Source organism: Staphylococcus sp. HMSC34C02, assembly GCF_001838705.1.
Taxonomy (GTDB): Bacteria; Bacillota; Bacilli; order Staphylococcales; family Staphylococcaceae; genus Staphylococcus; species Staphylococcus borealis.
The window spans coordinates 55,115-80,496 of record NZ_KV838583.1 but is presented as its reverse complement, the minus strand read 5'-3'; the positions used below and the strand labels follow the sequence as shown (position 1 = coordinate 80,496).

Annotated in this window: 19 protein-coding genes; 15 read left to right on the top strand and 4 right to left on the bottom strand. The window is 33.7% G+C overall.

Features of this window, described 5'->3' with window-relative positions:
* Positions 1 to 188 precede the first annotated feature (188 nt).
* From HMPREF3239_RS06560 to HMPREF3239_RS06530, 7 genes are all read left to right on the top strand, one after another.
* Positions 189 to 761: a TVP38/TMEM64 family protein gene (locus HMPREF3239_RS06560; RefSeq protein WP_070855101.1), complete on the top strand. Its 573-nt coding sequence runs from the start codon at positions 189 to 191 to the stop codon at positions 759 to 761.
* 4 nt (positions 762 to 765) lie between these two features.
* Complete coding sequence (gene lepB, locus HMPREF3239_RS06555; protein WP_070855100.1) at positions 766 to 1,290, top strand: signal peptidase I; 525 nt, start codon at positions 766 to 768, stop codon at positions 1,288 to 1,290.
* A gap of 14 nt (positions 1,291 to 1,304) precedes the next feature.
* Positions 1,305 to 1,877: a signal peptidase I gene (gene lepB, locus HMPREF3239_RS06550; protein ID WP_053029760.1), complete on the top strand. Its 573-nt coding sequence runs from the start codon at positions 1,305 to 1,307 to the stop codon at positions 1,875 to 1,877.
* Between the two features lie 158 nt (positions 1,878 to 2,035).
* Positions 2,036 to 5,524 carry a helicase-exonuclease AddAB subunit AddB gene (gene addB / locus HMPREF3239_RS06545; RefSeq protein WP_070855099.1) on the top strand — a complete coding sequence of 1,163 codons (3,489 nt, stop codon included), beginning with the start codon at positions 2,036 to 2,038 and terminating at the stop codon, positions 5,522 to 5,524.
* Positions 5,517 to 9,209: a helicase-exonuclease AddAB subunit AddA gene (gene addA / locus HMPREF3239_RS06540; RefSeq protein WP_070855098.1), complete on the top strand. Its 3,693-nt coding sequence runs from the start codon at positions 5,517 to 5,519 to the stop codon at positions 9,207 to 9,209. Before addB ends, addA begins: the two co-directional genes overlap by 8 nt.
* A gap of 109 nt (positions 9,210 to 9,318) precedes the next feature.
* On the top strand, positions 9,319 to 10,224 hold the full coding sequence (locus tag HMPREF3239_RS06535; RefSeq protein WP_053029751.1) for a fumarylacetoacetate hydrolase family protein: 906 nt from the start codon (positions 9,319 to 9,321) through the stop codon (positions 10,222 to 10,224).
* Between the two features lie 233 nt (positions 10,225 to 10,457).
* On the top strand, positions 10,458 to 10,859 hold the full coding sequence (locus HMPREF3239_RS06530; RefSeq protein WP_037538693.1) for a YisL family protein: 402 nt from the start codon (positions 10,458 to 10,460) through the stop codon (positions 10,857 to 10,859).
* Between the two features lie 76 nt (positions 10,860 to 10,935).
* Here HMPREF3239_RS06530 and HMPREF3239_RS06525 read toward each other — a convergent pair whose 3' ends face one another.
* Positions 10,936 to 12,258 (bottom strand): CoA-disulfide reductase, encoded by a 1,323-nt coding sequence (locus HMPREF3239_RS06525; protein WP_070855097.1) that lies wholly within the window; start codon positions 12,256 to 12,258, stop codon positions 10,936 to 10,938.
* Positions 12,259 to 12,338: 80 nt separating this feature from the next.
* Complete coding sequence (locus HMPREF3239_RS06520; protein WP_070855096.1) at positions 12,339 to 13,163, bottom strand: Cof-type HAD-IIB family hydrolase; 825 nt, start codon at positions 13,161 to 13,163, stop codon at positions 12,339 to 12,341.
* A 201-nt stretch (positions 13,164 to 13,364) separates the two neighbouring features.
* On the opposite strand from HMPREF3239_RS06520, the gene HMPREF3239_RS06515 reads away from it, so the two are divergent.
* The 4 genes from HMPREF3239_RS06515 (at position 13,365) to HMPREF3239_RS06500 (ending at position 19,753) form a co-directional block, all read left to right on the top strand.
* Positions 13,365 to 13,673, top strand: coding sequence for a metal-sulfur cluster assembly factor (locus HMPREF3239_RS06515; RefSeq protein ID WP_011276244.1), 309 nt, complete (start codon positions 13,365 to 13,367; stop codon positions 13,671 to 13,673).
* A gap of 463 nt (positions 13,674 to 14,136) precedes the next feature.
* Positions 14,137 to 15,963 carry an acyltransferase family protein gene (locus HMPREF3239_RS06510; protein WP_070855095.1) on the top strand — a complete coding sequence of 609 codons (1,827 nt, stop codon included), beginning with the start codon at positions 14,137 to 14,139 and terminating at the stop codon, positions 15,961 to 15,963.
* 591 nt (positions 15,964 to 16,554) lie between these two features.
* The gene (gene clpB / locus HMPREF3239_RS06505) at positions 16,555 to 19,164 is read left to right on the top strand and encodes an ATP-dependent chaperone ClpB (protein WP_070855094.1); all 2,610 of its coding nucleotides are present in this window, start codon (positions 16,555 to 16,557) and stop codon (positions 19,162 to 19,164) included.
* Between the two features lie 340 nt (positions 19,165 to 19,504).
* On the top strand, positions 19,505 to 19,753 hold the full coding sequence (locus HMPREF3239_RS06500; protein ID WP_070855093.1) for an AbrB/MazE/SpoVT family DNA-binding domain-containing protein: 249 nt from the start codon (positions 19,505 to 19,507) through the stop codon (positions 19,751 to 19,753).
* A gap of 316 nt (positions 19,754 to 20,069) precedes the next feature.
* Here HMPREF3239_RS06500 and HMPREF3239_RS06495 read toward each other — a convergent pair whose 3' ends face one another.
* On the bottom strand, positions 20,070 to 20,270 hold the full coding sequence (locus HMPREF3239_RS06495; protein ID WP_053029740.1) for a YjzD family protein: 201 nt from the start codon (positions 20,268 to 20,270) through the stop codon (positions 20,070 to 20,072).
* Positions 20,271 to 20,474: 204 nt separating this feature from the next.
* On the opposite strand from HMPREF3239_RS06495, the gene HMPREF3239_RS06490 reads away from it, so the two are divergent.
* A complete protein-coding gene (locus HMPREF3239_RS06490; protein WP_053029738.1) occupies positions 20,475 to 21,416 on the top strand; it encodes a beta-ketoacyl-ACP synthase III in 942 nt (313 codons plus the stop codon).
* Between the two features lie 13 nt (positions 21,417 to 21,429).
* Entirely contained in the window at positions 21,430 to 22,674 is a 1,245-nt protein-coding gene (gene fabF, locus HMPREF3239_RS06485) for a beta-ketoacyl-ACP synthase II (protein WP_053029735.1), read from the top strand.
* A 78-nt stretch (positions 22,675 to 22,752) separates the two neighbouring features.
* On the opposite strand, the gene HMPREF3239_RS06480 is transcribed toward fabF, so the two are convergent.
* A complete protein-coding gene (locus HMPREF3239_RS06480) occupies positions 22,753 to 23,130 on the bottom strand; it encodes a DUF3899 domain-containing protein (RefSeq protein WP_070855092.1) in 378 nt (125 codons plus the stop codon).
* Between the two features lie 245 nt (positions 23,131 to 23,375).
* Here HMPREF3239_RS06480 and opp3b point away from each other — a divergent pair, with 245 nt between their 5' ends.
* Together opp3b and opp3C are read left to right on the top strand one after the other, a co-directional pair.
* Complete coding sequence (gene opp3b, locus HMPREF3239_RS06475; protein ID WP_053029731.1) at positions 23,376 to 24,302, top strand: oligopeptide ABC transporter permease; 927 nt, start codon at positions 23,376 to 23,378, stop codon at positions 24,300 to 24,302.
* On the top strand, positions 24,302 to 25,369 hold the full coding sequence (gene opp3C / locus HMPREF3239_RS06470; RefSeq protein ID WP_070855091.1) for an oligopeptide ABC transporter permease: 1,068 nt from the start codon (positions 24,302 to 24,304) through the stop codon (positions 25,367 to 25,369). The genes opp3b and opp3C overlap by 1 nt, the downstream gene beginning before the upstream one ends.
* Positions 25,370 to 25,382 lie beyond the last annotated feature (13 nt).

Below are 25,382 nucleotides of genomic sequence, written 5' to 3'. Positions count from 1 at the left end.
GACGAATTTAAAAGAATTCTGTTCCACTCCCTTTCTATTATATACCTTTATATTAAAGCTAAGGAATGAGTTCTAACTACTACCTATGACTGATTTGTAACCATAGAGGTAGATTTATAAATGAAACAGTGTACAATATTTCTATGAAATAATGACTGTTAATTCAATAGGAAGGATTTGATGTAACTGTGTTTCATCAAATTGAACAATGGTTTGATTTATTACAAGGTTTTGGTTACTTAGCTGGGTTTATCATATTATTTTTTAGGGCCATTGTACCAGTGCTTCCATTAACATTGTATGTTATTTTATGTGTTCATGCGTATGGCTTTTTAGCAGGTACGATTGTGAGTTGGTTAGGTGTTGTAGCAGGTACTTACACTGTCTTCTTCTTCTGTAGAAAATTCGTGAATGCCAACTTTATGAAACGGATTAAATCAAGACGATCAGTCGAAAGATTAATTCATTTTATTGACAGACAAGGTTTGGTACCTATATTTATCTTAATGTGCTTTCCATTTACCCCTAATACACTTGTCAACTTTGTAGCTAGTTTGTCTCATATTAGAGGTAAATATTACTTTATGATTTTACTTGTATCTAAGCTTATTTCTATCACATTTTTGGCAATTATGGGAAAAAGTGTAACAACTTTTTTTACACATCCTTTTAGAGCAGTCATGATAATAATGGTAACGATAGCATTATGGTTTATTGGTAAGAAAGTAGAAGGCTATTTTATGGGTTCGGACAAGGAGTGACAACGTGCGTAGAATTGCAAGTTGGGTAGTAGCATTACTATTTGCTTGTCTCTTTGTCATTTTTATACAAATGTTCATCATTAAAGGTGCGGTCGTTCAAACTAACGATATGTCTCCCACTTTAAATAAAGGTGATCGCGTCATTGTTAATAAAATTAAAATCACCTTTAACTTATTGGATGATGGTGATATCATCATGTATCGCCAAAATGATCAAATGCACTTTGGTCGATTAGTGGGTAAACCTGGTGAATCTATAGAAATCAGAAATGGTGAATTGTATAGAGATGATAGACAAGTTGACAAATTTTATGCTAAAAATAGAGATATTAATAATTTTGCGATAAGAGATTTACATGATTCTGATGGTGATATTATTCCACCAAATTCATATTTTGTTTTAAATGATAATGGTGATAAACGCAGTGATTCACGTAGATATGGATTAATAGATAAAGACGATATTGTTGGAGATGTTAGTTTGAAATATTATCCATTTAAAGAATTTACCTATCAATTTAATAAGTAGATGAGGTGTTAATAGTGAAAAAAGAAATAGTTGAATGGATTGTTGCCATAGCGGTAGGTTTATTACTTGTATGGGTAATGGTAAACTTCGTCGCTAAGTCATATACGATTAAAGGCGATTCTATGGATCCAACATTAAAAGATGGCGAACACGTTATGGTCAATATTTTAGGATATAAAGTTGGAGACATTAAAAAAGGGAACGTTATCGTTTTTCACGCGAATCAACAAGACGACTATGTAAAACGTGTTATTGGTGTGCCGGGAGATAGTGTTGTTTACAAAGATGACAAACTATATGTGAATGGTAAAAAGATAGATGAACCGTATCTTGATTACAATGAAAAGCGTAAACAAGGAGAATATATTACGGGTTCATTTGAAACGAAAGATTTACTAAATGCCAATCCTAAATCCAATGTTATACCTAAAGATAAGTATTTAGTTTTAGGTGATAATCGAGAAGTGAGTAAGGATAGTAGAGCATTCGGGTTAATCGATAAAGATCAAATTGTAGGTAAAGTATCATTTAGATTTTGGCCATTCAGTGAATTTAAGTTTAATTTTAATCCTGACAACGATAAATAAAAGCATTGGCTAATAATTTGATATATAGCTATCAAGGCTGGAAATGGAATGTTATAGAGATTCCAACCAGTCTTTTTTTGTTCACTATTTTAATGCAACAAAACATTTTTAGGAACGTATGTTCTATGTTAAAATGAACTCAAAGGAGTGTGGGAATAATGGAGTTGAACGCATACATAGGTAGAGCCGGGACAGGTAAATCCCATTATATGATTAATAATATAAAGCAACAAATGAAAGATGACCCACTTGGTGATCCGATTATTTTAATCGCACCAACTCAAAGTACGTTTCAATTAGAACAAGCTTTTGTAAGTGACAAGGCATTGAATGGAAGTTTAAGAACTGAAGTGCTTCACTTTGAACGTTTGAGTTATAGAGTTTTTCAGGAAGTAGGGGGATTAACTGAAGAACGATTAACGCAAGCAGCCACTGAGATGATGATTTATGATCTTGTTCAACAACATCAATCTGAACTCAAATTATATCGATCACAAGTGAATTACTATGGATTCAGTGAGAAGTTAAGTGAACAAATTCAAGATTTTAAGAAATATGCTGTTACGCCTGAACATTTGAAATCCTTTTTGCAAGATAATGACATAAGTACGAGAACGAAACATAAATTAGAAGATATATCCCTCATATACCAATCTTTTGAGGAACGTATAAATGGAGCGTTTATTACCTCAGAGGATAGCTTAAATCATTTTATTGATATTTTAAATCAATCAGAATGGATTAAAAGGTCAGAAATATACATAGACGGGTTTCATAACTTCTCTACATTGGAATATCAAATAATTAAAGCGCTGGTACAAAATGCCAAAAAAGTTACAGTCCTTCTAACAACAGATGGTAATGAAGATCCATTCAGTCTCTTTAGAAAACCATCCGAAGTATTAACCCACTTAAAGGAAATTGCTAATGATTTAAATATAGACTTACAACAACAATTATTTAAACAACAACATCGTTTTAACAACAAAGATTTAATGCAATTGGAACAACAATTTGATGCACTGCAAATTAATCCTGTAACTTATGAAGGTAATATTAATATTTTAGAATCATCAAGTATACGTGAAGAAGTGAATGAAGTGGCTCGCCAAATTATAAAAGATACACGAGATAAGCAATATCGATACCAAGATATCGCTATACTGTATCGCGATGAAAGCTATGCCTATTTATTTGACTCTGTACTTCCACAATATGACATCCCATTTAATATCGATACCAAAAGATCAATGACACATCATCCCATCATGGAAATGGTGCGTTCGCTTTTAGAAGTAATTCAAACGAACTGGAATATGAGTCCGATGATGCGCTTAATTAAAACCAATATTTTGTCTAATCATTTTAAAGATAGTGCGTATTTAATTGATTTATTAGAGAATTTTGTAGTTGAACGTGGTGTTTATGGCAAACGTTGGCTCGATGATAAATTATTTAGTGTAGATAATTTTACTAAAATGGGCCGAAAAGAGCATAAATTGACTGTTGAAGAACGAGAAACGTTTGAGCAAGTCGTTAATTTGAAGCATGATATTATCGATAAAATAGTAACTTTCGAAAAGGCAATGAACGAAGCGGATAATGTAAGAGGGCTTGCGACAGCATTTTATGAAACTATGGAGTCATTTGATTTACCAAAATATTTAATGACACATCGGGATCAACTAGATGTCGAGGGTCATCATGAAGAAGCGGAAGAAATTGACCAAATTTGGAATGGCCTTATCCAAATATTAGATGATTTAGTCACTGTATTTGATAATGAAGATATGACACTTAAACGCTTTTTAGAAGTTTTTGATATTGGTTTGGAACAATTAGAGTTTGTTATGATTCCGCAAACACTCGACCAAGTTAGTATAGGGACAATGGATTTGGCTAAGGTAGACAATAAAAAGCATATTTATATGGTTGGAATGAATGATGGCGCAATGCCACAACCTGTTTCGTCTTCTAGTTTAATAACTGATGAAGAAAAGAAAATGTTTGAGCAACAGACACAAGTTGAATTGAGTCCAACCTCAGATATCTTACAAATGGATGAAGCGTTTGTTTGCTATATTGCGATGACACGTGGAAGTGACCAAGTTACATTTTCATATAGCTTAATGGGGGCTAAAGGCGAGGATAAAGAGAAGAGTCCGTTTCTTGACCAAATACAAGCATTGTTTAATGGTTTAGAAGTAACGAATATTCACTATAAACATAATGCTCAACCTATTTCTTTAATGGAACATCCGCATCAAACTAAGGTAGCGTTATTTGAATCGTTAAAGCGTTGGTTGGAAGCAGAGATGGTTGCAGATATATGGGTAGATGCGTATCAAGTTATGCGAGATAATGACAAATTGAACGGTGGTTTAAGTTACTTATTAACAGCGTTGACATATGACAATGAAACGGTGCAATTAGATGAACCGTTGGCAGCATCATTATATGGTTCAACAATCAATGCCAGCGTTTCTAGATTTGAAGGATATAATGACTGTCCATTTAAACATTATGCGAACCATGGTCTAAGATTAAATGAACGCACGAAATATAAACTTGAAAATTTCGATTTAGGTAATATTTTCCATACTGCATTAAAGTATATTTCTGATAAGATTAATGGCGATTTTAAAAATCTTGATAATAAAAAGATTCGCGCATTAACTGTAGAAGCTTTAGAAAATGTATTGCCGCAAGTTCAGTTTAATCTTATGGATTCAAATGCGTACTACCGATATATGTCTAAACGAATTGGTGTTATTGTTGAAAGTACGTTGAAAGCTTTACGCTACCAAAATAAAAATACAAAGTTTAAACCGCAACGATTCGAAGCAGGATTTAGAAAATCACCTAAGAACAGTGAAGAACTTATTGCACAACCATTAATTACAGAACAAGGTATTCCAGTTAATATACGCGGACAAATTGATCGTATAGATGCTTATACTAAGAATGATACGAGTTATATAAATATCATTGATTATAAATCATCTAATCCGAGTGCGACATTAGATTTGAAAAAGGTTTATTATGGCAAACAAATGCAAATGATGACTTATATGGATATTGCATTGCAAAATGCCCAAAGACTGGGCTTGTCAAATGAAATTAAACCAGGTGGGCTATTGTATTTCCATGTCCACGATGAACGTCTTAACTTTAAAGATTGGGGCGAATTGCAAGATGATGCTTTAACAGAAGATAAACTGGAACAAGCGTTTTTGAAAGAATATAAATTACGTGGATTAGTTAATAGTGATATGGATGTCGTAGATGCATTAGATATTCGATTAGAAGACATTGGCAAATCTGATATTGTTCCAGTTAGTTTGAAGAAAGATGGAAGTATTGGTAGTAGGGGAAGTAGTGTGGCTGATGAAACAACGATTCATAAATTTATTAAGCACAATAAAGACAACTTTATAAATACTGCCACAAACATTATGAAAGGTCACACTGAAGTTGCACCACTTAAATTTGATGACCAACTCCCATGTCAGTTTTGTAATTTTAAATCTGTTTGTCACGTGGATACGATGATAGATAGTAAACATTATCGTCATGTAGATGAAACAATAGACCCTATTAAAGCAGTACAAGATGTCGAGTTAGAAAGTGGTGATAATAATGAATGATATTCCGATTAAACCTAAAGATGCGCAATGGACAGATGCGCAATGGAAAAGTATATATGCTAATGGGCAGGATATATTAGTAGCCGCTGCTGCTGGTTCCGGCAAAACTGCCGTTTTAGTAGAAAGGATTATCCAAAAAATAATTAGAGACGAAATAGATGTTGATAAATTACTTGTTGTAACATTTACAAATTTAAGTGCTAGAGAAATGAAACATCGTGTAGATCAACGTATTCAACAAGCTTCAATTGAAGATCCGAGCAATGAACATTTAAAGAATCAACGTATTAAAATTCATCAAGCACAAATTTCAACACTACATAGTTTCTGTCTAAAGATTATCCAACAGCACTATGATGTCATTGATTTAGATCCCAATTTCCGTACTATAAGTGATGTGGAAAATGTACTTTTACTTGAACAAGCTATTGATGAGGTACTAGAAAAGCATTATGAAACACCAGATGTTGAGTTTCTTACGCTTGTGGAACAATTATCGAATGACCGAAATGATAATAGTTTTAGAGATTTATTAAAGCGTTTCTACAACTTTAGTATCGCTAATCCATCACCATTTGAGTGGCTAGATTCATTAGTTGATATCTATGACAATGAAGATAAACATGAAGCATATTTAAAAGAATTAGAAAAACTAGCAAAAATTTATATCAAAGCAGCATACCGTACCTTATTAGAAGCGGAAAATAACTTTTTAAATTGTATAGAAGCAGAAAAACATTTAGATGTTATTAAATTAGAAAAATACAAATGTGAAAAAATGCTAGAGGGTAATGTAATAAATTATGAAGAAATTCTTAATTACGCTTCTGAAAAATTGCCTACAATTACTAAAAAATTAAAAGACACGAATGAAGACGCAGGTATAAGTGCTCAATTTTTAACAAATGCGAAAGACTTTTATGATGACTATAAAAAGCTATTATTAAATGTGAAAAATAAGTATTTAATGCGTTCTTTTGAAGAATTAAAGGTAGATATGAAGCGTTTAGCACCAAGAATACAGTATCTTGTTCGAATTGTTAAAGATATTATTAATGATTTTGCTGATAAGAAACGTAGTCGCAACGTTCTAGATTTTTCTGATTATGAACACTTTGCATTACAAATATTAACTAATCAAGAAGGAAATGCTTCACCCATCGCTAAAGAATATCGTGCCCAGTTTTCAGAAATATTAGTAGATGAATATCAAGATACAAACCAAGTACAAGAAGCTATTATATCTAAAATTAAACGTGGCGATGAGTCTAATGGTAATTTATTTATGGTAGGCGATGTTAAACAATCTATTTATAAATTTAGACAAGCTGACCCAACGCTATTTATGAATAAATATCATCGTTTTACAAAGAATGGTGATGGAACTGGTATGCGAATTGATTTATCTAAAAATTTCCGTTCGCGTAAAGAAGTGCTCGCCACGACCAACTATTTATTTGATCATATGATGGATGAAGAAGTTGGTGAAATTGATTATGATGCTGATGCACGACTTTATTTTGGTGCTACTAAATATTCTGATAAATCTATGCCACTTGAATTACATGCATTAGTTCAAGATAAAAGCAGTGATACGGATTTAGAAAAATTAGAACAAGAAGCCCGTTATATCGTTGAACAAGTTAAAGATATCGTTGAAAATAAACAGGTATATGACATGAAGACGGAAACATATAGACAGGCGACTTTCAAAGATATCGTCATACTTGAGAGAGGTTTGAAAAATGCACGTAACTTACAACAGGTATTTAAAGACAATAATATTCCGTTTCATGTAAATAGTAAGGAAGGCTACTTCGAACAAACTGAAGTGCGATTAGTCTTATCTTTTTTAAGAACTGTCGATAATCCATTGCAAGATATTTATCTAGTTGGATTGATGAGATCGGTAATCTATCAATTCACAGAAGATGAATTAGCCCATATACGTGTGCTCAGTATGAATTATGATTATTTCTATCAATCTATCATGCACTATATTAAAGATGAGGAAGCGCGACCAGCATTAGTTAAAAAGTTACAACGTTTTATCGATGATTTAACAATGTATCAAGCCTATAGTCAGTCGCACCCAGTTTACCAACTCATAGACAAATTTTATAATGACCACTATGTTATTCAATATTTTAGTGGCTTAATAGGTGGTAAAGGTAGACGTGCAAATCTTTATGGATTGTTCAACAAAGCAGTGGAATTTGAGAATTCAAGCTTTAGAGGATTATATCAATTCATAAGGTTTATTGATGAATTAATCGAGCGCAATAAAGACTTTGGTGAAGAGAACGTTATAGGACCTAATGATAATGTGGTGCGAATGATGACAGTTCATAGTAGTAAAGGTTTAGAGTTCCCATATGTGATTTACTCTGGACTCTCTAAAAATTTCAATAAAGGTGATTTACGTAAACCACTAATTTTAAACCAAAAATATGGTCTGGGTATTGATTATTATGATTTGGAACAAAATGTGACGTATCCTTCTCTATCATCAGTAGTCATTAAATCAATTACTGAAAAAGAATTAATCTCAGAAGAAATGCGCTTGATGTATGTGGCTATGACCCGTGCTAAAGAACAACTCATTCTTATTGGGACAATTGATAAGGAAGAAGTCTTAGAAAAATTTGAACGACTGCCTATTGCAAATAATCATATTGCATTACACAAGCGATTATCCGCTGATCGACCTTTTGATTTAATTTATAGTATTTTAGCTAAGTATCAATCTTCATCTCTATTACCGGAATATCAATTTGAAAAATCAATTGATCAATTAGATGAAAGTTTACGTCCTTCTGTGGAAATTAAGGTCGTACATTTTGAAGCACTTTCGATTGAAAATAGTGAGTCCGAGCAGGAACGTCGTAGCGTTTCGGATTTAGAGACAGAAGGCACTCATGATGATGCTTTGAAACAACAAATTAATGAACAACTCTCTTTTGAATATCCTTACTTAAAGGATACGGAGAAGCCATCAAAACAATCCGTTTCTGAATTAAAGCGACAATTAGAAACAGAAGAAAGTGGCACAAGTTATGAAAGAGTCAGACAATATCGTATAGGTGTTTCAACGTATGAAAGACCAAAATTCCTAAGCGCTAATCGTAATCGAAAAGCTAATGAAATTGGTACCTTAATGCATACAGTTATGCAACATTTACCATTTAAAGACACACGAATGACTGAAACAGAATTAAATGATTATATTGATGAGTTAATCGCAAAGCATATCATTGAAGCGGACGCTAAGAAAGATATTCAATTTGAAGCAGTTATGAATTTTATCAGAAGTGACTTGTATATGACGATTACACAAGCTGATGAAGTATATAGAGAGTTACCGTTTGTTGTAAATCAAGCGCGTGTTGACGAAATGCCTGAAGAGGATGAAGATGTATCAATAATTCAAGGAATGATTGATTTAATTTTCTTAAAAGACGGGCAATATTACTTTGTAGATTATAAGACGGATGCCTTTAATAAACGTAGGGGTATGACGGATGAAGAAATAGGTAATCAACTTCGAGATAAATATAAAATTCAAATGAAGTATTATCAAAATACATTAGAAACGATTTTGAATTCTAAAGTGTATGGTTATCTGTATTTCTTCCAATTTGGTCAAATGAGTATTGACGACGGTGACAAACGATCTTCTAATTAAATATCATCCAATTCACTAAATTTCTAAAATTTCAGATATATATATTTGTGGTTTAGCAAAGATTAAAGTTATAATATGTATTAAGATATAGATGAGGAGTTGATACTGAATGAAATTTCTATCATTCAATTATAATGACGCTGAATCTTACGGCGTAAAAGTTAAGCGTGAAGACGCAGTTTGGGATCTAAAAAAAGTGTTTGCACAATTTGGCGAAGGTGACTTCCACCCTAAAACACTATTAGAAGGTTTACAACAAAACCAAACACTTGATTTCCAAGAACAAGTACGTAAAGCAGTTGTCGCAGCTGAAGATAGTGGTAAAGCAGAAGAATTCAAAATCGCTTTCAATGATATTGAATTCTTGCCACCGGTTACACCACCAAATAATGTTATCGCATTCGGTCGTAATTACCAAGATCACGCAAGTGAATTAAATCATGAGGTACAACGTTTATACGTATTTACTAAAGCAGCATCATCATTAACTGGTGATGAATCAACAATTCCAAATCATAAAGATATCACTGATCAATTAGATTATGAAGGCGAATTAGGTATCGTCATCGGCAAATCTGGAGAAAAAATTCCAAAAGCGTTAGCATTGGACTATATTTATGGTTACACAATTATTAATGACATCACTGACCGTAAAGCACAAAATGAACAAGATCAGGCATTTTTATCTAAAAGTTTAACTGGTGGTTGCCCAATGGGACCTTACATTGTAACTAAAGATGAGTTACCAACACCAGAAAATGTTAATATTGTAACTAAAGTTAACAATGAAATTCGTCAAGATGGTAATACAAGTCAAATGATTAATAAAATTGATGACTTAATTGAAGAGATTTCTAAATATGTAGCATTACATCCAGGAGATATCATTGCTACTGGTACACCAGCTGGTGTGGGTGCAGGATTACAACCACCTCAATTCTTACAACCAGGTGATGAAGTTAAAGTTACGATTGATAATATTGGTACGTTAACTACTTATATCGCAAAAGATTAACGGCTATTCAACATATAAATTGTCATTACTAGCTCATAATCAGTAACTGACTCAATTGCGATGACGTACACAATACGTCTTTCTTGATTCCATATATTTATATAGGAGTGGTAAATTGAACGCATCATGCGCTCGATGCACCACTCCTTTTATCGTTTAACAATACGTTTGGATATAGATATGATATGATGATTAAGTAAAAAAGTAATCAATAGTATTGGGGGAATTTAGTCTTGTTACATATGCATATTGCAAGTTGGGCATTGACAATTATTTTATATGTAATTGCATTTTTACATATTTCAAAATCACAAGGTCCTACACCTATGTTTAAACCTTTACAAATGGCCTTGAGAGTCTTTATGTTACTTACATTGTTCTCAGGATTTTGGTTGTTAATTCAAGAATTTATGGCCGCTAGTCATGGCGGTGGCGGTAATCATATGTTGTTAACATTGAAGATGCTTTGTGGTATCGCAGTAGTTGCATTAATGGAAGTATCTATTGCGAAACGTAAGAAACACGAAGCAAGCCACGGTTTATTCTGGGCAACAATTATTTTAATCATTATTACTATGGCATTAGGTATTATCCTACCATGGGGTCCAATCAGTAGTCTTTTTGGAATTAGTTAAAATAAGATAAGTGATTCATGAAAGAGGTATAGCCCTTAAATGATTGTTATTAACAAAATCATTTAAGGGCTATATTTTATAAATCCCGGGCTTTATAGCCAATCATATTAATCAAATCTTTAGGATGACTATAGGGTGGCGCATAGGCTACTTCAAATTCAGTTAATTCATCAATAGTAATGCCACTCATCATTGCCATTGAAATGACATCAATGCGTTTATCTACGCCTTCTTTTCCAATTGCGGCAGCACGCAATAGTCGACGACGTTCAGCATCAAAGTAAACACGCAAGTGGATTTCTGTATTTCCAGGGTAATAACCAGCATGTGTTCCAGAAGTAATTTCAACCATTTGAGTATCAAACTGAGATAATTCTTCAACTTTAACGCCCACACTTGCTAATGTATAGTCAAAAAATTTAACGATATTAGTACCTAGAAATCCTTTGAAAGTAATATGATCGTTACCAGCAAGTTGTTCAGCAATGATACTGGCGCCACGATGTGCACCCCATGCTAAAGGAACTTGTGCAGGCAGATTGACATGGCGATAGAAAGAAATGATGACGTCGCCTAATGCATAAATATTAGGGATATTCGTCTCAAATTTCTCATTAACTGGAATAAACCCTTTGTCATTTAATGCTATATTTGACGACTCGATGAAGCTTGAATTTGGGTGTGTACCGACACCTTCAATAATTAAATCATAGTCTTCTATGACACCTGATTTAAACGTTACTTGATGGTCATGAATGCTAATGATTTCTTCATTTAAACGATAAGGTATATGACGTGAATCAAGCTCGTCAAAGATAACTTGATTCATATCTTGGTCCATTAACTTGTTTACTTTTTCAGAACGGTGAATTAATGTAACCTCTAAACCTCTAGTATATAAATTCTCTAAGACTTCTAATGAAATATAGCCTGCACCAACGACCAATGCTTTCTTAACTTGATGTTGCTCAATAAATTGATCTATTGCATCAGTATCTTCCATATTGCGTAAAGTGAAAATGAAATCATTATCAAAGCCTAATGAATTAGCACCTGCACCTGGACTTAAAATGAGTTTGTCATAACTAGTTTCAAATGTTTCTTTAGTTTCACGATTTAACACTGTAACGGTTTGAGCTTTATCATTAATGGCAATCACTTCGTGATACGTTTTTACTGTAATATTTTTCTTCTCTTTAAACATATCTGGCGTAATCGGTAATACATCTTTTCGCTCATTTACAACGTTGCCGAGATAGTAAGGCAAGCCACAATTAGCGAAACTCATGTCGCGGTCTTTTTCGAAAATGGTAATTTGACTGTCTTTATCTAAACGACGGATTTGGCTGGCGCAAGTTGCACCACCCGCAACAGCTCCGACTACAATAATCTTTCGCATCGTATATTCCTCCATAAACATATAGTAAAAAAGTGAGACATTAGAAAAATATACATTTGTCTCACTTTATGAATTGATTGTTAACCTTTGTAAGGTATATTTAATTTAAAGAAATCATTTAAATAACGACCGATACCGTCATCATTGTTTGAATAAGTAATATGGTTAGCAATATGTTTTAATTCATCAAGGCCATTGTCCATTGCAATGCCATATTTAGCATATTTGATCATTTCGATATCATTATCCTCGTCTCCGAAAGCGATAATGTGAGAAGATTCGATTCCTAGATAATCTTTGACTTGATCAATCCCACGTGCCTTGCTTATACCACGTTTAACAATTTCAATGACTGGGAACGGTGCACCCCAACGTCTGTGTTCAATATTCTCCGCATAGAAACGCGTAAGCATTTGCTTGATTCTAGGTATGTAAATTTCTTCGGCTTCTACAAGTAAAGATGTCGGCGCTTCGTCTAATTCTTCTAATAAATTACCTGTTTCTATTTTAGGGTTACCCATTGAGAAACCTTCAAATAATCTAGGATCGTGATTATTAGTAAAGACATGATCGCGTACCTCAGCAATAATATTTGTAATTTTTGCTTTTTGAAGTGATTCAATCATATTTCTAGCTAAGTCTACATCTAAAACTTCATGGGTCGTTTTAAAATCATCTGATTTAGGATGATGCACATAAGCACCATTGAAGTTTACAATAGGTGTGTCCATATTTAACTCATGGTAATATATTTGGCTTGCACGATAAGGTCGACCAGTTGCAATCATAATTTGATGACCTTGTTTTTTTAAGGTTGTAAGTACTTTTTTAGTATACTCACCAATTTCTTTATTATCATTTAATAATGTTCCATCTAAATCTAAACAAATTAAATAAGGTTTCATATATTTCTCCTTAAGCTACATATCAATAGAATAAAGTTCACTATCATTTTATATCAAATGTCTGTGAAGGTGATACATTAAATCAACGCTATAGTGTCATTATAACGTCTTTAATCGTTTAGTGGTATCATAGCATTTTATTGGCGTTTTGTCGGATATTTGATATATTAGTGTAAAGATAAATAATGAGAGGTGATACTAATGGAAGAGGCATTAAAAGACAGTATCCTAGGTGCACTTGAAATGGTTATTGACCCTGAATTAGGTATTGATATCGTTAATTTAGGTTTAGTATATAAAGTGAATGTTGATGATGATGGTTTGTGTACAGTTGAAATGACACTAACTTCAATGGGCTGCCCACTTGGACCACAAATTATCGAACAAATTAAAACAGTATTAGCTGAAATTCCAGAAATACAAGATACAGAAGTTAATATTGTTTGGAATCCACCTTGGAATAAAGACATGATGTCAAGATACGCTAAAATTGCATTAGGCGTTGGTTAATTAATCGCTTAGAAACAATAGTACACGATGATGATGTACTATTGTTTTTTTATTTTAAATGATCTTAACTTTTTAATGATATCGATTCAAAGTTATATCTTCAGTGCGTATAGTGACAAAGTGATGTTAATAAATGACATAATTGTAATATAAATTGAATTTGTTTAAGCGTTATACTACAATACATAAGAATTACAATATAAAATGATTTAAATTGTACTTGCATTTATGAAAATTTATAATAAATGCGCCAAATTATATAAAATAATATTATAGTTCAAGCTCAGACATCTAAGTATAAAACTCGATTTAATCATACACATTAAAATATTAAAGAATATTAAGCTAAATCATATTCACTCATGTTGTTGATCATCGACTTTCGTTTTATCCTGATTTTCAGTGCTTTAGTAATTAATGAATTTATCAAAATTTATTATTTAATAGGGAAAGAATGTGAACAATGAAACAAGATTTTGAAAAAGGGAATCAACGTAAGACTAAAATGCGTTACATGCCTGGTTTAGATGGACTAAGAGCAATTGCTGTCTTAGGTATTATTATCTACCATTTAAACAGGAAATGGCTTACAGGGGGATTCATAGGTGTAGATACCTTCTTCGTTATTTCTGGATATTTAATTACAAGCTTGCTTTTAAAGGAATACGAAGAAAAGGGCATAATAAACCTGAAACAATTCTGGTTACGACGCATAAAACGATTACTTCCTGCAGTTGTTGCGTTATTAATCGTCGTTGGAATTGCTACATTAATATTTGAACCACAGGAAATTGTACGAGTTAAGCATGACATTATAGCCGCATTATTCTATGTGTCGAACTGGTGGTATATTGCCAAAGATGTTAACTACTTCGAGCAATTTTCATTTATGCCATTAAAACACTTATGGTCACTTGCAATTGAAGAACAGTTCTATTTGTTCTTCCCGTTCGTGTTAGTTATTTTACTCTTAACAATTAAAAAATATCGCAACGTCACTTTGATATTATGGATTATTTCTCTAGCATCTTTATTAACGATGGTCGTTATTTCTCAACCCAACGTTGGATATTCTAGAGTTTATTTTGGGACAGATACACGCTTACAAACATTATTATTAGGTGTAATATTAGCATTTTTATGGCCACCGTTTAAATTGAAAGCACATCCGCCAAAGGTGCTGCAACGTTCTATTGATGGAATCGGTATAATAGGACTTCTCATACTGATATACTTATTCTTCACAGTAAAAGATACGAGTTCATGGATTTATAATGGTGGATTTTATCTTATATCAGGTATGACGTTATTCGTTATTGCTAGTGTAGTACATCCATCTAGCATTTTAGCTAAAGCGTTAGGTAATCGCGTATTCGTTTATATTGGTAAACGCTCATACAGTTTATACCTATGGCATTTTCCTGTTATAAGTTTTATACACATACACTTTGTTGATGGACAGCTTCCAATCTATGTGTATGTTATCGATATCGTACTTACAGTATTATTTGCTGAATTATCATATCGATATGTAGAGACACCGTTTAGACGTGAAGGTTTCAAGGCATTTTCATTCAATCATCTAAAAAGACCTAAATTCATTAGAACGATCATATCAATAATAGCCTTAATACCAATAGTATTAATGTTTATTGGGGTCTTTGACCGTTTTGGAAAAGATGACATTGAAAATAAAGCAAATTCATTTAATACGAATGAGCAAGATAAATATTTAATCAGAATGATGCCTGGTGAAAATATAAAAATCGATGGTTCAAATAGTAATAGTAAAAGTAAAAAACAGGTGTATACCGATATAAGTCCATTACTCATTGGAGACTCAGTAATGGTAGATATTGGTGAGACATTTAAATCTCAAGTGCCTAAAGCAACGATTGATGGTAAAGTAGGTCGTCATTTACAAGAGGCGCTCTCAATTGCAGGCAATTATTCTAACTATAATAAACCTTCAGATAAAGTTGTTTTAGAACTAGGTACTAACGGTGATTTTACAGAGGAAGAATTAAATCAATTAATCAGTAAGTTTGGTAAAGCACAAATTTATTTAGTAAATACACGTGTACCTCGTGATTGGCAAGATAACGTTAATAAACAGCTTGCTAATGCTGCTAAAAAGCATAAAAATGTAACCTTAGTAGATTGGTACCAACGCTCTGCAGGACATCCTGAATACTTCGCACCAGATGGCGTTCACCTTGAAAATAGTGGTGTAAAAGCATTATCTGATGAAATAATTAAAGCGATGAAGAAAAATTCGAATAATAAATAAGATATGCTAAGCGTTTGAATCAAAAATAAACAGTTGAGCTATGTAGCACATGCGCTCTAACTGACTAAATTGAGAATGCACTTTTAATTAACTCAATACTAGTCATCTGTGTGAGACTGAGACGATGAATTCGATAAGAATTCCGTTTCGGTCTCTTATTTAATTTGACGATAATTTGATGTTTATACCAGAAGGAACTGTGATAAAACATAGCATAAAAGCGTCTGGGACATAAATAATATAATGAGGCTATTTTGCAAATTCGCAGTAGCTGACTGAACTGAGAATGCGCTTTAATAGAGCTTTTCTCAGTTCTAGTCATCCTTGCGGGCGGGGCCCCAGCAAAGAGAACTTCATCAAGAAATTCTACAAGCAAAGCAAGTTGGGAGAGGGACGACGAATTTAAAAGAATTCCGTCCCACTCCCGTCAAACATGCGTGTACAAGCTATTTCAGAAAAATAAAAAAATGAGTATAACTGTTGATTAATCATTTAAGAGGGTCTATAATGTAATTAAGGTCAAAGAAAGTCAAAGTCAAAAACAAAGAAGTACTTGGCCTTGCTCTTATCAAATCAATAGGGGTGAAAAATTTGGATATTAATCAAATGACATATGCAATTCAAGGTGCATTACAAAAAGCCATTGAATTGAGTAAAGAAAACGAATTACAAAACATTGAAATCGAAGCAATTTTAAAAGGAACTTTAGAAGAAACTGATAGTTTATTTAAAAGTATATTAGAACGCGCAAATATCGATACAGATAGATTAAATCAAGCATATAACGAAAAATTAAAAAAATATCCCTCAGTACAAGGAGATAATATTCAATATGGACAATATATTGGTTCAAAATCGAATGAATTATTAAATAAAGCTGAATCATATATGAAAGAATACGAAGATGACTATATCTCAATGGAACACGTCCTACGTGCTGCGATGGATATCGATGATACAACAAAACAGATTGTTGGAAATAAAGAAGAAGTTGTAAAGGAAATTATTACTAAAGTTAGAGGGGGAAATCATGTGACTTCACAAAATCCAGAAGTAAATTATGAAGCTTTAGAGAAATATGGTCGTGACTTAGTTGAAGAGGTACGCCAAGGTAAAATGGACCCTGTCATTGGTAGAGATGAAGAAATTCGTAATACCATTCGAATTTTAAGTCGTAAAACGAAAAATAACCCAGTCTTAATTGGTGAACCAGGTGTAGGTAAAACAGCGATTGTTGAAGGCTTGGCACAACGTATTGTACGTAAAGACGTACCTGAATCATTATTAGATAAAACAATTTTCGAATTAGACTTAAGTGCCTTAGTTGCGGGTGCGAAATTCAGAGGTGAATTCGAAGAACGTCTTAAAGCAGTGCTTAAAGAAGTAAAAGAATCTGATGGACGAATCATCTTATTCATTGACGAAATTCACATGTTAGTAGGCGCAGGTAAAACAGACGGCGCAATGGATGCCGGCAATATGTTGAAACCGATGTTAGCACGTGGTGAATTACATTGTATCGGTGCTACTACTTTAAATGAATACAGAGAATATATTGAAAAAGACTCTGCATTAGAACGTCGTTTTCAAAAAGTTGGTGTAAGTGAACCAGACGTAGAAGACACAATTTCAATCTTACGTGGCTTGAAAGAACGTTACGAAGTATATCACGGTGTACGCATTCAAGACCGTGCTTTAGTAGCAGCAGCTGAATTATCAGATCGCTACATTACTGATAGATTCTTACCTGACAAAGCCATCGACTTAGTCGACCAAGCTTGTGCCACAATTCGTACTGAAATGGGCTCAAACCCAACTGAATTAGATCAAGTGAACCGTCGTGTCATGCAATTAGAAATTGAAGAAAGTGCATTAAAAAATGAATCTGATAATGCTAGTAAACATCGTTTAGAAGAACTACAAGAAGAACTTTCAAATGAAAAAGAAAAACAAGCATCATTACAATCTCGTGTTGAACAAGAAAAAGAAAAAATCGCAAAAGTACAAGAAAAACGTGCTGAATTAGACCGTAGTCGTCAAGCTTTAGAAGATGCACAAACTAAAGGCGACCTTGAAAAAGCAGCTGAATTACAATATGGTACAATTCCTCAATTAGAAAAAGAGTTAAAAGCATTTGAAGAAGCGTATCAAGATGAACAAGGTGACAGTGAACGCATGATTCGTGAAGTCGTTTCTGACGAAGAAATTGGCGACATTGTAAGTCAATGGACTGGTATTCCAGTTTCTAAATTAGTTGAAACAGAAAGAGAAAAATTATTAAGTTTAAGTGATATCTTACACGAACGTGTGGTAGGTCAAGATAAAGCGGTAGACTTGGTATCTGATGCTGTTGTAAGAGCACGTGCGGGTATTAAAGATCCTAATAGACCAATTGGTAGTTTCTTATTCTTAGGACCAACTGGTGTAGGTAAAACTGAATTGGCTAAATCATTAGCTGCATCATTATTCGATTCTGAAAAACATATGATTCGAATTGATATGAGTGAGTATATGGAGAAACACTCTGTTTCTAGATTAATTGGTGCCCCTCCAGGCTATGTAGGTCATGATGAAGGTGGTCAATTAACTGAAGCGGTTAGACGTAACCCATACTCAGTAATCTTGCTTGATGAAGTTGAAAAAGCGCATAGTGATGTATTCAACGTGTTACTTCAAATCTTAGATGAAGGTCGTTTAACTGACTCTAAGGGACGTAGTGTTGACTTTAAAAACACAATTATCATTATGACTAGTAACATCGGTTCTCAAGTATTACTTGAGAATGTCAAAGATACAGGTGAAATTACTGAAGATACTGAAAAAGCTGTAATGGATAGCTTACATGCTTTCTTTAAACCTGAAATCTTAAACCGTATGGATGATATTGTATTATTCAAACCATTATCTGTTAACGACATGAGTATGATTGTTGATAAAATTTTAACGCAATTAAATATTCGTTTAATGGATCAACGACTTTCTATTGAAGTTTCTGATGACGCGAAAAAATGGTTAGGTGAAGAAGCTTACGAACCACAATTTGGTGCAAGACCATTGAAACGTTTTGTACAACGTCAAATTGAAACACCATTAGCACGTATGATGATTAAAGAAAGTATGCCAGAGGGTACTTTAATTAAAGTAGATTTAGATGGCAACGATGCGTTAACTTTCGATGTACAAAAGCCTGAAAATGAATAATGAATGATTATGGGAAACCTAGAGAGTGTGATGCGCACTTTCTAGGTTTTTTGTGGGAAGTTTAGTCATTTTCTGGATAGTGTTGGTTTCGCTTGCCCTAGGCATGGCTTAAGCCAATGGTTAGTGAGGGTAAGCAATTCATCGCTTTAGAAGCCTTTTTCAAAGTCTTGTAAGTTGTGATGAATTGCTTTTTGATTAGAGTATTGTCTTAATCTGATGCTATTCCTAGAGGCGTCTCACCCACACTATTTGAGAAACAATATGTAAGATAACAAAACATATGCTTAAGTAAGTACATTTTATATAATAATATTAAGCGAAAAGAAAGTTGCGATCTAAAATGAACCCCGCAAAAGTGTTTAAAAATGGTAATAGTCAAGCAATTACTTTAAATAAACATATTTTAAAGCAAGCTGATTTGGAGATTGGTGATGATTTAGATATATATGTCACTAATGACGGAAAGGTTGTATTTTCTAAAAAGGAACTATCAATAAAAGAACAAATTCATAATTATTATAAAAATGGCGGTATATATAGTGAAGAGGAAATGGATTATGGACAAGATGTAGGTAAAGAAAAATGGTAAGTCAGTTTGAATAATAAAGATTGATTTGAACCCTGTAAAAGGAATTAAAAAAGGTAAGGTATAGGACCTGTTTAATTATAAGTAACACATATATTAATCATTACACTGGGGTAATTTGGATAATGACTATTACAAGTAGAAAGCAACGTTACTTTTCAGACATAGTGATGAAAAATAGATTAGCATTATTGATGGGGTACTGAAGGGCATCCAGAAGTAGTTTAGGTACTTTATTATCAAATTAAAAAAGCGATAAATGAAACAGTGTACTTGTTTCACTTATCGCATTTGTTTCTTTAATAAACATGCTATGTTATTAAATATGTCTGTTACCTTGGCGGGTAAAGTCATCTGGTTTTATCATTGCACCTAAAATAGCAATAACAATTGTAAAGACAACTGCTAGAATTAATGGCGTAATAAAGTTTAATGATCCACCGCCATTTAAACTATTCAATACAAAGTTAACCATTTGTAATAGAATGACTGCCCAAATAAAAGTTACGAGGTATTTCATACCGATGACCTCCATAATTTATATACTTCCATTTTAATGTAAAGTAGTCGTTTTGTATAGAGATAGCAAATAACTGATTATACTTTGTACTTTTTTATTTAGTAGAAAATCATCATCTTGAAAGGGTAACTACTTGAGTAGAGATAAAAAAGTGTGTTAAATTAATACCTGGTATTAAAAATTGAAGTAAGAAGGTGTACGTTCATGAACGTAGGTATAAAAGGATTTGGTGCATATGCACCAGAGAGAGTCGTTGATAACGCTTATTTCGAAAGTTTTTTAGAAACTTCAGATGAATGGATTTCTAAAATGACTGGTATTAAAGAAAGACGTTGGGCGAGTGAAGAGCAAGATACATCTGATTTAGCATTTGAAGCTAGTAAAAAAGCGATTGAAGATGCAGGACTCACACCAGCTGATATAGATATGATTATTGTGGCAAGTGCTACTGGAGATATGCCATTTCCATCAGTTGCCAATATGTTACAAGAAAAATTAGGTACGCGTAAAGTACCTACTATGGATCAATTAGCAGCTTGTTCTGGATTCATGTATTCAATGATAACGGCAAAACAATATGTTCAATCAGGCGACTATAAAAATATACTTGTAGTCGGTGCAGATAAATTATCTAAGATAACAGATTTAACAGACCGTTCAACAGCCGTTTTATTCGGTGATGGTGCTGGTGCAGTAGTTATTGGTGAGGTTTCAGAAGGCCGAGGTATCATTAGTTATGAAATGGGATCTGACGGTACCGGTGGAAAATACTTATACTTAAATAAAGATACTGGTAAACTAGTTATGAACGGACGAGAAGTCTTTAAGTTTGCTGTAAGAATTATGGGTGAAGCCTCAACGCGTGTTGTTGACAAGGCAGGACTAAAATCTGATGATATTGATATGTTTATTCCTCACCAAGCAAACATTAGAATTATGGAATCAGCACGAGAAAGACTTGGTATAGAGAGAGAAAAGATGAGTGTATCTGTTAATCGCTTTGGTAACACATCTGCTGCCTCAATACCATTAAGTATTTCACAAGAATTAGAGAATGGAAGAATTAAAGATGATGACACACTCGTGTTAGTAGGTTTTGGTGGTGGCCTAACATGGGGCGCTATGGTTATCAAATGGGGTAAATAGGAGGATTTAATGTATGACTGAGAATAAACGAGTTGTAATTACTGGTATGGGTGCATTATCACCTATTGGCAATGATGCCCAAACAAGTTGGGAAAATGCCTTAAAAGGTGTTAATGGTATCGATACAATTACTAGAGTAGATACAGAAGATTATAATGTTCACTTAGCAGGTGAACTTAAAGATTTTAATATTGAAGATCATATCGATAAGAAAGACGCACGCCGTATGGACCGTTTCACTCAATATGCGGTAGTTGCAGCACGTCAAGCAGTTGAAGATGCTAAGCTAGATATCAATGAAGAAACTGCTAATCGCATTGGTGTATGGATCGGTTCAGGCATTGGTGGTATGGAAACGTTTGAAACAGCGCATACGACGCTTCAAAAGAAAGGACCTAGACGTGTAAGTCCATTCTTCGTACCAATGTTAATTCCTGATATGGCAACAGGTCAGGTATCGATTGATTTAGGTGCAAAAGGACCAAATGGTTCTACAGTTACAGCATGTGCAACAGGCACTAACTCTATTGGTGAAGCTTTTAAAATCATTCAACGTGGCGATGCAGATGCGATGATTACAGGTGGTACAGAAGCGCCGATTACGCATATGGCACTTGCAGGATTCAGTGCTAGCAGAGCATTATCTACGAATGATGATAAAGAAACAGCTTGTCGTCCATTCCAAGAAGGCCGCGATGGTTTCGTAATGGGTGAAGGTGCCGGAATTTTAGTGCTTGAATCATTAGAATCTGCACAAGCGCGTGGAGCTCAAATCTATGCTGAAATTGTTGGTTATGGTTCAACTGGTGATGCTTATCACATTACAGCTCCAGCACCTGAAGGCGAAGGGGGCTCACGCGCAATGCAAGCAGCACTTGATGATGCGGGTATTGAAGCAAAAGATGTTCAGTATCTAAATGCACATGGTACGAGTACGCCTGTTGGTGATATGTATGAAATTAGAGCAATCAAGAATACATTTGGAGAAGCCGCTAATCATTTAAAAGTTAGCTCAACTAAATCAATGACTGGTCACTTATTAGGTGCTACAGGTGGTTTAGAGGCTATCTTCTCAGCATTATCAATTCGTGATTCTAAAGTTGCACCAACGATTCATGCCAATACACCAGATCCTGAATGTGATCTTGATATTGTTCCAAATGAAGCGCAAGATTTAGAAATTACTTATGCAATGAGTAATAGCCTTGGCTTTGGTGGTCATAATGCAGTATTAGTATTTAAAAAATTTGAAGATTAATATCATAAAATAGCGAAGTTGGGACGACGAATTTAAAAAGAATTCTGTCCCACCCTCGCTATTTTTTTTGCCTTTTTATCAATAAAAAATGGAAATGATGATTGTTAATACAAAGTATAAGCTATTGATGATTAGCGCAGGAAAAATCCATGATGATATAAAATAAACCTCTTTTTTGACTTGTGAAGGATTAAAAAACGCATCATGTTTCATTGTCTTTTTCTTTGCACGTGAAGACATTTGATAACGAATACGTCGAAAACCATAACTTGTAGCGTCGAAAATGCCTTCTTGAACTAATAAAATAATGAAAACGAGTATAAAGACTATAAGTGATAGATAAAATAATGTATTTATGTATGAAATAAAGGAATGGTTAGAAAAGATTAACCAAATTATCAATGTAATCATAGGAGTACTTAACAACCAGAGCCCCCAACCTTTTTTATGTTTCATTTGTATACCCCCTGATGAAGTTAATACTAGTTTAACGTATTCGTATAAAGAATAATATCTTAAATCTAAAACATCGGATTATAATATCAAAAACAGTAAAAAGAACATTTATTTTACAATTCAATTTTTAAATATTGTGAAAATTATATTGCAATTGTATGAAAATTGTATATATAATATTACTAAATATTTCTGAAAATTTTGAAGGGAATGTTAATTTTGAAAATTCAAAAGGGAGCGGAGTAATGACGCGATATGTTTTAAAACGATTGGGGTACATGTTTTTGTCGCTGTTTATCATTATTACGATTACATTTTTCTTAATGAAAATGATGCCAGGTTCACCGTTTAATGATGCAAAATTAAGTGCTGAACAAAAGGCTATTCTTAATGAAAAATATGGATTAAATGATCCGGTTGCCGTTCAATATCTTCATTATTTAAAGAACGTTGTAACAGGGGACTTTGGTTATTCATTCCAGTATCATAATCAACCGGTATGGGAGTTAATTAGACCGAGATTGATTCCATCAATGGAAATGGGTATTATCGCTATGATTATAGGTATAATTTTAGGTCTAATCCTTGGTATTGCAGCTGCAACTAAGCAAAATACATGGGTAGACTATACAACTACTGTGATTTCAGTTATCGCTGTATCCGTACCATCGTTCGTTTTAGCCGTACTTCTACAATATGTTTTTGCGGTGAGATTAAGATGGTTCCCTGTTGCTGGTTGGGAAGGAATTGCTACAGCTGTATTACCTTCACTTGCGCTATCTGCAGGGGTTATGGCAACAGTAGCAAGATATATACGAGCTGAAATGATAGAAGTTTTAAGTTCGGATTACATATTATTAGCAAGAGCGAAAGGGAATTCTTCTTTGCGTGTGCTATTTGGGCATGCATTAAGAAATGCACTCATACCAATTATTACCATCATAGTACCGATGTTAGCAGGAATTCTAACAGGTACGTTAACCATTGAAAATATATTTGGTGTTCCGGGATTAGGGGACCAATTCGTAAGATCGATTACGACAAATGACTTCTCAGTTATTATGGCTACAACAATTTTATTCAGTACTTTATTTATTGTTTCAATCTTTATCGTAGATATTTTATACGGAATCATTGACCCAAGAATTCGTGTACAAGGAGGTAAAAAGTAATGGCAAATGATAAATTTGAAAAGCCATTTGATGATCATTCAAATGCGGCTATGACACATACCTCTGAAGGCATTGCAGCTTCTGATTTCGTAATGAGAGAGCTTGATTTAAATAGAGAACCAGAAATGCAAAGAGAAAGTAAAAACTTCTGGCAAGATGCCTGGACCCAATTAAAAAGAAATAAATTGGCTATTGTAGGATTAATCGGATTGGTTTTAATTGTTATTATGGCTTTTATTGGTCCTTTATTAAGTGATCATGATTATGCCGAACAAGATGTCTCAAGACGAAATTTACCTGCTAAGATTCCGGTATTAGATAAGGTACCTTTCCTTCCATTTGACGGAACAGGCGCAGATGGAACAAACGCATATAAAGATGCAGGCGTTAAAGAAAATTTCTGGTTTGGTACTGATCAATTAGGTAGAGATTTATGGACACGTACATGGACAGGTGCTCAAATTTCATTATTTATCGGTGTAGTAGCTGCAGTACTAGACATTTTTATTGGTGTTGTATATGGTGCAATATCCGGTTTCTTCGGAGGACGGGTAGATAATATCATGCAACGTATTCTAGAAATTATTGCATCTATTCCTAACTTAATTGTCGTAATTTTATTTGTACTCATATTTGAACCGTCTATATGGACAATTATCTTAGCGATGTCGATTACCGGATGGTTAGGAATGAGTAGGGTAGTTCGTGGGGAATTCTTAAAGTTAAAAAATCAAGAATTTGTGATGGCATCAAGAACATTAGGTGCATCAAAATTCAACTTAATTTTTAAACATATTTTACCAAATACGTTAGGCGCAATTGTTGTAACTTCAATGTTCACAGTGCCAAGTGCCATATTCTTTGAAGCATTCTTAAGCTTCATTGGGATCGGTGTACCAGCACCACAAACATCACTTGGTTCATTAGTTAATGATGGACGTGCTATGTTATTAATTCATCCACATGAACTATTTATTCCTGCAACAGTATTAAGTTTGCTCATCTTATTCTTTTACTTATTTAGCGATGGTTTACGCGATGCATTTGACCCTAAGATGCGTAAATAAAAAAGGAGGCAAA

What these genes read in the sequence shown, in the direction of transcription:
- addB (WP_070855099.1), top strand. Translation starts at nt 2,036, where the DNA reads ATGGAGTTGAACGCATACATAGGTAGAGCCGGGACAGGTAAATCCCAT.
- addA (WP_070855098.1), top strand. Translation starts at nt 5,517, where the DNA reads ATGAATGATATTCCGATTAAACCTAAAGATGCGCAATGGACAGATGCG.
- HMPREF3239_RS06535 (WP_053029751.1), top strand. Translation starts at nt 9,319, where the DNA reads ATGAAATTTCTATCATTCAATTATAATGACGCTGAATCTTACGGCGTA.
- HMPREF3239_RS06525 (WP_070855097.1), bottom strand. Translation starts at nt 12,258, where the DNA reads ATGCGAAAGATTATTGTAGTCGGAGCTGTTGCGGGTGGTGCAACTTGC.
- HMPREF3239_RS06520 (WP_070855096.1), bottom strand. Translation starts at nt 13,163, where the DNA reads ATGAAACCTTATTTAATTTGTTTAGATTTAGATGGAACATTATTAAAT.
- HMPREF3239_RS06515 (WP_011276244.1), top strand. Translation starts at nt 13,365, where the DNA reads ATGGAAGAGGCATTAAAAGACAGTATCCTAGGTGCACTTGAAATGGTT.
- HMPREF3239_RS06510 (WP_070855095.1), top strand. Translation starts at nt 14,137, where the DNA reads ATGAAACAAGATTTTGAAAAAGGGAATCAACGTAAGACTAAAATGCGT.
- HMPREF3239_RS06500 (WP_070855093.1), top strand. Translation starts at nt 19,505, where the DNA reads ATGAACCCCGCAAAAGTGTTTAAAAATGGTAATAGTCAAGCAATTACT.
- HMPREF3239_RS06495 (WP_053029740.1), bottom strand. Translation starts at nt 20,270, where the DNA reads ATGAAATACCTCGTAACTTTTATTTGGGCAGTCATTCTATTACAAATG.
- HMPREF3239_RS06490 (WP_053029738.1), top strand. Translation starts at nt 20,475, where the DNA reads ATGAACGTAGGTATAAAAGGATTTGGTGCATATGCACCAGAGAGAGTC.
- fabF (WP_053029735.1), top strand. Translation starts at nt 21,430, where the DNA reads ATGACTGAGAATAAACGAGTTGTAATTACTGGTATGGGTGCATTATCA.
- HMPREF3239_RS06480 (WP_070855092.1), bottom strand. Translation starts at nt 23,130, where the DNA reads ATGAAACATAAAAAAGGTTGGGGGCTCTGGTTGTTAAGTACTCCTATG.
- opp3b (WP_053029731.1), top strand. Translation starts at nt 23,376, where the DNA reads ATGACGCGATATGTTTTAAAACGATTGGGGTACATGTTTTTGTCGCTG.
- opp3C (WP_070855091.1), top strand. Translation starts at nt 24,302, where the DNA reads ATGGCAAATGATAAATTTGAAAAGCCATTTGATGATCATTCAAATGCG.